Raw genomic sequence first — 8,052 nt, forward strand, 5'->3', positions numbered from 1 at the left:
CGGCGCTTCATCCGCTCATCTCCGCACGCAGCTCTTGCTGGATATGGGCTGCCAACGCTGCCAGCTCTGCCTGCTCCCCCATCTTACGGCCGTGGATCGCAAGCGGTTCACCGGCAGTCTGCGGGATCAAATGCTGGTGATAATGAAAGACGGTCTGGCCAGCCGCCGCTCGGTTCAACTGGTGTACACCGAGACCATCAGCCCCGGTAATACGCTCCAAAACCCGCGCCAGCGGCACCGATAAACGTCCAACAGCGGCGATATCATCCGAATCAGCGGTAAAAATATCGTCACTATGTCGCTTCGGGATAATCAGAGTATGACCTCGATGAGCCGGAAACAGGTCGAGAAAAGCAATAAGTTGCTTGTCAGTGTAGACGATATGCGCCGGCGCATTGCCGGCTGCAATCTGGCAGAAGATACACTCACTCGCCACTCACACCTCCAGCGGTGCAGGATCTTTGTGATGGTCACGCCCGGCGCGGGTTGCAACCTCGGCGCTCACGGTTTTGTACCAATGCACGCCCTTTTCATCAGTTTGGCAGGATAATCGCCCCGCTTCCACAAGATAATTGATGTGTGCAATTGCCTCGCCCAGCGCCAGGTTCATCTGTGTCAGCTCAAGCTCGCGGGAAAAAAGCACCGGCAGTAGCTGAACGGCAGTTTGCGGCGTGAGGCAGGCCTCTTCTACCGCCTGCAAATGATCCTCGTGGTGCTCTCTAAGATAGCTTAAACGTTTGTGCACACCCGTAAATGGCGTGTTATGAGCTGGAAAGACCAGCGTTTCTGCTGGCAGATCCTTCTGAAATCTATCCAGCGACGCCATCCAGCGTCGCAGCGGATTATCCCGGGGCTCCGACGGCATCACACTGATATTACTGGTTATTCTGGGAATTATCTGGTCCCCGGAAAAAAGTAGCTGGTCGCGCTCGTTAAACAGGCAGACATGTTCAGGGGAATGGCCGCTGCCTATCATGACCCGCCAATCCCGGCCGCCGATTGACAACACGTCACCCTCGCACAATCGGTGATAAGCCAGTGGCATTGGCTCGATGATTGAGCCAAAACCGCGCATTTTTGCCCGCATTTTGTCCATGTAATCCTGCTCAACACCCGCGCCTATAAAGTATTCGCGTGTGGTCCAAGGAACCTTATCAAAAGGCATCGTCGAGAATGTGCGGGCGTTGTAATACTCGCCAAAACTCATGTAGAGCGGTGCGCGCCATTTTTCACAGAGCCAGCCCGCTTGACCTACATGGTCCGGATGCATGTGGGTCACAATGACACCCACCACCGGCTTACCCTTCATCGGCCCGTCGAACAGCGTATTCCAGGCCTTCTGCGTGCTATCCAGCCCCATACCGGTGTCGATAATCCACCAACCCTCGTCATCCTCAAGCACATACAGATTGATGTGATCGAGCGCCATGGGCAATGACATCCGCAGCCAGTATATACCTTCCGCAACGGGCTGCCATTCGCCAGGAATGGGAGTATTTTCAAAGGGATAGTGCAAACCTCTCATAGTAATCCTTAAGTTTTTAGGTGCTAGCCAAGCCTGAGTGGCAGTTCCCGCAAACGCTGTCCTGTTGCCGCAAATACGGCGTTGGCCAGCGCTGGCGCGACCGGTGGCAACCCCGGCTCACCTACACCTGTCGGTGCGTCCGTGGAGGGTACGATATGGACTTCGATCTCCGGCGTTTCAGCTAGCGACAGCATGGGGTAGTCATGGAAGTTGCTCTGCTTGACCTTGCCATCTTCCAGGGTAATACCCGCTTTTAACGCGGCGGTCAGGCCGAAGACGATCGCGCTCTCCATCTGGGCAATAACAATGTCGGGATTAACGGCAAGCCCGCAATCCACCGCACATACCACCTTGTGAACCCGAATATTTGTCCCTTCGACCGAGGCAGTCACCACCTGTGCCACCGAACTGTGAAAGGCATCGTGGGCCGCCACCCCCTGAAATTGCCCCGGTGTTGGCCTCCCCCAACCAGCTTTTTCGGCCACCAGTTTCAGTGCACGATAGCGTCGCGAGTCGTGCGGCATATGCATGAGGCGGAATTCCACCGGATCCTGCCCGAGGCGATGCGCAAGTTCGTCGATAAAGCTTTCAGTGAAAAACGCATTCTGTGAATGACCCACGGAGCGCCAGAACCCCACCGGTATCGGTGTATCGTCGTGAACCGTTTCCATCTTTTTATAGGGGAACTGATAATTGGTATCGCCCAAGCCTTCAGTCATGGAGGTGTCCACATGCTTGAGCAGGCCCGCAAGACTACGCGGGATTGCCGGAGGCAACCACTCTGGCATGGCGGCTTCGGCAAACATCGGCATAATCTGCCCCATAATACTTGGCACCACAGTTTTGCCGCTGAAGCTGGTTACTTTGCCGTTGTCGACGGTTGCACTCAGCTCGGCCATTGCTGCCGGGCGATAATAGTCGTGCTGTATATCGTCCTCGCGGCTCCACACCAGCTTGATGGGGTGACCGGTTCGCGCCGAAATACGCGCGCCCTCGACAATGTAATCGGGGACCAGACGGCGACCAAAGCCACCGCCCAACATCTGATTGTGAACGATAATCTGCTCACGTGGTCGCTCCAGCGCTGCCGCCACTACACCAATAGCCGTGTCTGGCACCTGGGTACCAGTCCACACTTCCACGCGGTTCTCGCTCACCTGAACCAGCGCGTTGGGCGGTTCCATCGGGCTGTGCGACAACATCGGCACACGATAGCGCGCTGTCATGCGCTCACCAGTGACGGCTTCGGCGTCGCCCACTTCTGCTACCTGGCGCCCTTCGGACTGCAATAGTTTCTCGTGTCGCTGGCGCAAGGTATTGTCATCTAGACCCGCCAGAGGCCCCTTATCCCATTGAATGTCGAGGGCATCAGCAGCTTTGCGCGCGGGCCAGTAGCCGGATGCCACCACCGCGACACCGCCGTTAACTTCAAATACCGCCTCAACACCCTTCACGGCCTTGGCCGCACTCGCATCAAAGGATTTCACCCGTCCGCCGAGGTGCGGGCAGCGACGCATGACCGCCGTGCGCGTACCCGGCACCGTGCAGTCAATACCAAACCGGGCTGAACCGGTTACTTTGTCGCGCGCATCAAGTCGCACGCTGTGCCGGCCAATCTGCGAGAAATCGGCTGGGCTTTTCAGGGGAGCTTTCTCAGGTACGGGCAGCGAGTTCGCTGTTTCTATAAGTTCGCCAAAGCCCACTGGCTCACGACCTTCCACCAATACTTGGCCATTACTTAGCTCTACCGCATCCAATGACACCTTATATTGCTGCGCAGCTGCCGCGCGCAACCAGGCCCGCAGGTTCGCAGCCGCCTGACGGATGGGCATAAAGTTATTGCGCAGTGAAACGCTGCCGCCGGTCATCATCATCTGAAATTCCGGGTCGCGAAATTCCGGATGGTAGTAGGCGTGCTCAACCACTATCTGCTCGGCGGGCATGTTTAGCTCTTCCGCCGCCAAGGTTGTCAGACCGGTGTATACACCTTGCCCCATTTCAGCACGCGGCAATTGGAACACTACCTTGCCATCGGGGGTAACCTGCAGATAGGCGTTTGGCTGAAGTGCGTTCTCGCGATCGCCGGGATAAACAGGCTCGGAGCCACAACCGCCCAAATGGATGGCAACCGCTATACCGCCACCCAGTGCCGCAGACTGTTTGAAGAAGCTGCGTCGACTCAGTGTTGTCATAGTGCGGCCTCCTGTGGCTCGACGATGGTAACCATCGACGCGCTTTGAATACGCTGCGCGGCCTCTTTCACTGCCGTACGAATACGGGGATAGGTGCCACACCGGCAAATATTGCTCATGGCAGAATCAATTGCATCGTCACTGGGCTCCGGGTTTTGCTTCAGTAGCGCAACTGCCGCCATAATCTGTCCCGATTGGCAGTAACCACACTGGGGGACGCTCTGCTCCATCCAGACCTGCTGTACCGGATGCAATTCTTCCTCCGAAGGCGCGATTCCCTCTATTGTGGTAATGGTTTTACCTTCGGCCAATGACACCGGAAAACTGCAACTCCGTACGGGATACCCATCCAGATGCACGGTGCAGGCGCCGCACAATCCTCGGCCACAGCCGAACTTGGTTCCCGTCAGCTCGCAGGCTTCTCGAATAACCCACAGCAGGGGCGTATCGGGTTCAACATCGAGCCGCTGCTGCTGGCCATTGAGTGTAAAAGTAGTAACTGCCATCTTCCTTCCTAAAATGCCAAAAAACTTACGCTATCTGTACGCGACCGACATAGTCTGCCGTGGATGAACCGCTGTGCGTTACGGTTTCGTCATTGTGCCGACATGATACGCCAAGCCATCGCCAGTTTCCTTCTGCCGCGCAGAAAAAGCGTATTCGCCGCAAAGATTCTCGGTTAGCATAACCATACTGAAATGCAGGTGGGGACCGCCATGTTCGATATTTCAATCGCCAGTGTACTTAGTGTGATGCGCTACCCCCTGATCGATTTGGGTAAAGGGCCTGTCACTCTGGCATCGATTTTCGCGGGCCTGCTGGTTATTGTGCTGTCGCTGCATCTGGCCAGGCTGCTCAAAGGTAGTGTCGGCTCACTGAACCGGGGCCGCTATGCACTGACCCCAAGTTCCATTTACACACTCGAACGCATCTCCCACTATTTTGTGCTGATAGCCGGTGTACTCATTGGCGTGTCGGTCATGGGCGTTGATTTCGGCAAGCTGGCACTGATCGTTTCTGCCCTTTCGGTGGGCATTGGTTTTGGATTGCAGGCTATTGTCAGCAACTTCGTGTCCGGGCTGATTATTCTACTTGAGCGCTCACTGAAGGTAGGCGACTTTGTTCAGCTCGACAGTGGTGTCATGGGCACAGTGACTGAGATCCGGGTGCGGGCCACCGTCATCACCACCGCGGAAAACTCGGAAATTCTGGTGCCGAACGCCGAATTTGTGAACGGCAAGGTCACCAACTTCACTCACACTGATAATTTCTGCCGACAGCGCATTCCGTTCGGCGTGGCCTATGGCACCGACAAAACCCTCATGAATGAGTGCGTCATCAAGGCAGCACTGGCCCAATCTATCACGCTGGCAGACACGTCTGAGCATCAACCGCAGGTCATAATGAAGGCGTTTGGGGACTCCAGCTTGGATTTTGAGCTGCTGGTCTGGACCAGACCGGAATTTTCCAACCGGCCGAGCCTGGTTCGCGGGGTGTACCTGAGTGCTATAGACGATGCGTTCCGCGAGAACAACATTTCGGTGCCCTTCCCCCAGCGGGATTTGCACGTGGTCAGCGATTTCAGAGAGCCGCGAGCTTGAGCAGGCGCTCTGGCAATGTCACCTCGAATGTGGCACCGCCTTTGTGATAGCGCTGTGAGCTGAAATACAAGCGCCGGCCATCAGGTGAAAAGGCTGGCCCGCATATTTCCGACCCGGGATGGTGTATTTCCAGTAGAGTCGATGCGCCGCCATTTGGCTGCAGCACGACCAGACGCGCAATATCGCTGCTCACCGGATCTTCTGCGACCAGCACGTCACCCCAGGGGCTCACTGTCAGGTTGTCCACACTGTGCAGTGGGGAATCCATGCTGGCATTATCAAAGATCAACTCGACAACCTGATTGGCCACATCGAGCACCCACACCCGGTTGTCTATTTTTGTGGTCCAAAAGATCAGGGTATCTGGTAACACCGCGTCGGGAGATGTCAGTAGGGCTGCGTCCTCTGGCGTCAGCTGGTAGCTCCACAAACCTTCACCGCCGGCAAAGCGAGTTCCCGGGACGGTCTCACCCCGCTTGCGCAATTGCTGACGGACCTCTCCCTGAACCTCGTTCGGAAACTTCACCGGCACCCAATTCACAGGTAATTGCCGACGTACCAGCACATCACTTTCCGGATAGCAGTCGTCGGCATAACCCACGAGGTTAAGTACTTCCAGCCTGCCTTTTTCCAGCCCAAGGCGCCCCGCTTTTTTATCTTCCGAATCTGCCACCCAACGATAAAAACGCCCGTCTATAGTGTCTTCGGTCAAATAGACGGTATGACGGGCAGCATCTACCGCAGCGGCCTCGTGGGCAAAGCGCCCCAAGGCCGGCTTCGCAACCCCCTGCCCCGGCCGGAACGGGTCACACTCATAACACAATCCCGTCTTGGCTTCTTCACAGGAAAGCCACGTATCCCAAGGGGTCTTACCGCCAGCACAGTTTTGGGTAGTGCCCTGCAATATGCTGTAGGCCGAATCAACCTTACCACCGTGATCGAAACCCAGCGCACCGCAACCGCCTAGGGGTAGCAGCGGAACTTCGGAGTTAGAGGTATAGATCCAACCACCATCGGGTCGAGGAAAAACAGCGCCACCATCGGGAAAGGTATGCCATCGATAGGTACTGATGGGTTCAGCACCGGCTGGCGTCACAACGCGATCACCGGCGACAGCAAGCAATCGGCAGGTAAAATCTGCAGGCATCGCAACGCCCAGCGAATCAGGCGGCCGCAGCATGCCGGCCTTGCTCAGTGGGCCCGGCAGCAGCGGCAATTCACGTTGCCCACTGACGGGCAGACAAGTACCGGCTATCGCCCGGCCTGAAACGGTGCTAAGGGCCAGAGAGCCAAAAAAGGCGCGTCTGAGAAGCGAACGCCGGCGCAGCGCAGTCATTATGGAAGCCTGATATCCGTTACGTGAGACGTCGAGTATGCCGGTTCCAGGCCAAACCTAGCAATGCCACACTGAACACAAAGGTGCTCAAGGGGTACCGAATGCTGTAGATGAGCGGTGCCAACGCAATGCGTGCCAGTTGCTTCGTGGTTTCACTTTCAGTAATCCAGTCAGCAAGCGCTGGCGAATAACGGTAATACTGCCCGATGAACCATCTACCGGCGGCATACCGCCGCAAATGTCTATCACGAAACTCGCGTAACAGTCGCACTTCCTGAGACCAGGCGGTTCCCCATGCAGCGGTCGCAATAAAGCACCCGCCACCTCCGCCAGAAGACCCTGAGCCAGAGCTGGCTTGCGCCGGTGGCGGCGCCATCTCGCGGGGGGTCGGTGGATTCGCAGTAAAGTAGGCCAAGGCCGCTTCGCCAGATACCAGCCCTGCGCCACTGACGGAGTCAGTGCCTGAGGCTGCGCGGATGCCTGCCACATCAACCGCACTGGCGATCAGGCCATCCACTACTTCGGCCGGCGTAAGACTCGGAAATCGCTCCTGCAGCAGCGCAATGAGTGCGGCGATATTCGGCGCTGCTGCTGAGGTGCCAAAAAAGTTTGGAAAGCCATCGGGCTCGCCATAGCCCGGGTTGGCACCTTCGGTAAAATCACTGCCAAAGAATGAGGTGTTATTGGCATCTACACCGGAAAGTGTCGGTACAAATCGCTGTACCGACTGATACTGTCCGGAAGCGTCAAACTGAATGGGAATACTCCCTCCCCGTGCGCTGTAAGGTTGTGGATCAATGGCCGGACTGCCATAGCTGGCGGGCGCAAATGGCGGTGCCTCCCACCAGGGTACTGCACCGACACTGATCACGCCCTCCGCCGTCGGATGCCCCCAAATTGCCGGGCCGTCGTAGGGATATTCCGCGCTCACCACAGCGCCTACCAAGACCAGCCGAAACTCTAACGGCACGCCGGCGGCCTGCGGAATATCACCCTGCGACCCTTGGTAATGCTCAATCGCCAGATAATAGGTTGTATCAACTGCGGCGCCAGTTAGCAGTAGAAATTCAGACGCGTCGCCTAGGGGCTGGCCCGTTGTTCCCTGCGCGGAAATACTGCGACCGGAATGGGCGGGGTTCGACGGGTTCAACGCGAGTACTGAATCGGCGCGGGTTGCATACAGATCCAGATCAATCTGCGAGCCTGCCTGCGAGTTAACGGAAGCGGACGGTTGGTTCCATTGCAACACGGCATACACTTCACCGCCTGCCGGAACGGTGACCTGCAAAAAACCATCTCCGCCGCCCCAGTCGTGGAGATCCGCGCCGCTGGCAGCAAACGCGGCATTGCGATCTGGCTGGTCGTCACCTGCCGGATCGAGATCTACGTATTGCTGTC

General features: G+C 57.0%; 7 protein-coding genes. 1 reads left to right on the plus strand and 6 read right to left on the minus strand.

Features of this window, described 5'->3' with window-relative positions:
* Positions 1-7: 7 nt before the first annotated feature.
* Genes ABYP39_RS15680 through ABYP39_RS15695 form a run of 4 tightly spaced genes read right to left on the minus strand, consistent with a single transcriptional unit; the run spans position 8 to position 4,223 of the window.
* Positions 8-436 (minus strand): HIT family protein, encoded by a 429-nt coding sequence (locus ABYP39_RS15680; protein WP_372747661.1) that lies wholly within the window; start codon positions 434-436, stop codon positions 8-10.
* Positions 437-1,525, minus strand: coding sequence for an MBL fold metallo-hydrolase (locus ABYP39_RS15685; RefSeq protein WP_372759206.1), 1,089 nt, complete (start codon positions 1,523-1,525; stop codon positions 437-439).
* 23 nt (positions 1,526-1,548) lie between these two features.
* Positions 1,549-3,717: a molybdopterin cofactor-binding domain-containing protein gene (locus tag ABYP39_RS15690; protein ID WP_372783476.1), complete on the minus strand. Its 2,169-nt coding sequence runs from the start codon at positions 3,715-3,717 to the stop codon at positions 1,549-1,551.
* On the minus strand, positions 3,714-4,223 hold the full coding sequence (locus ABYP39_RS15695) for a (2Fe-2S)-binding protein (RefSeq protein ID WP_372750242.1): 510 nt from the start codon (positions 4,221-4,223) through the stop codon (positions 3,714-3,716). The genes ABYP39_RS15690 and ABYP39_RS15695 overlap by 4 nt, the downstream gene beginning before the upstream one ends.
* Before the next feature lie 210 nt (positions 4,224-4,433).
* Between ABYP39_RS15695 and ABYP39_RS15700 the strand changes: the two genes are divergently transcribed.
* The gene (locus ABYP39_RS15700; RefSeq protein ID WP_372750243.1) at positions 4,434-5,318 is read left to right on the plus strand and encodes a mechanosensitive ion channel family protein; all 885 of its coding nucleotides are present in this window, start codon (positions 4,434-4,436) and stop codon (positions 5,316-5,318) included.
* Here the strand turns inward: ABYP39_RS15700 and ABYP39_RS15705 are convergent.
* Both ABYP39_RS15705 and ABYP39_RS15710 read right to left on the minus strand, forming a co-directional pair.
* Entirely contained in the window at positions 5,299-6,654 is a 1,356-nt protein-coding gene (locus ABYP39_RS15705; RefSeq protein ID WP_372783478.1) for an alkaline phosphatase PhoX, read from the minus strand. The two genes, ABYP39_RS15700 and ABYP39_RS15705, sit on opposite strands and share 20 nt — an antisense overlap.
* Before the next feature lie 19 nt (positions 6,655-6,673).
* The coding region (locus ABYP39_RS15710) for a CFI-box-CTERM domain-containing protein (protein ID WP_372783480.1) at positions 6,674-8,052 on the minus strand (1,379 nt) is incomplete at its 5' end.

Source organism: Litorivivens sp. (assembly GCF_041625495.1).
Lineage (GTDB): Bacteria > Pseudomonadota > Gammaproteobacteria > Pseudomonadales > Spongiibacteraceae > Litorivivens.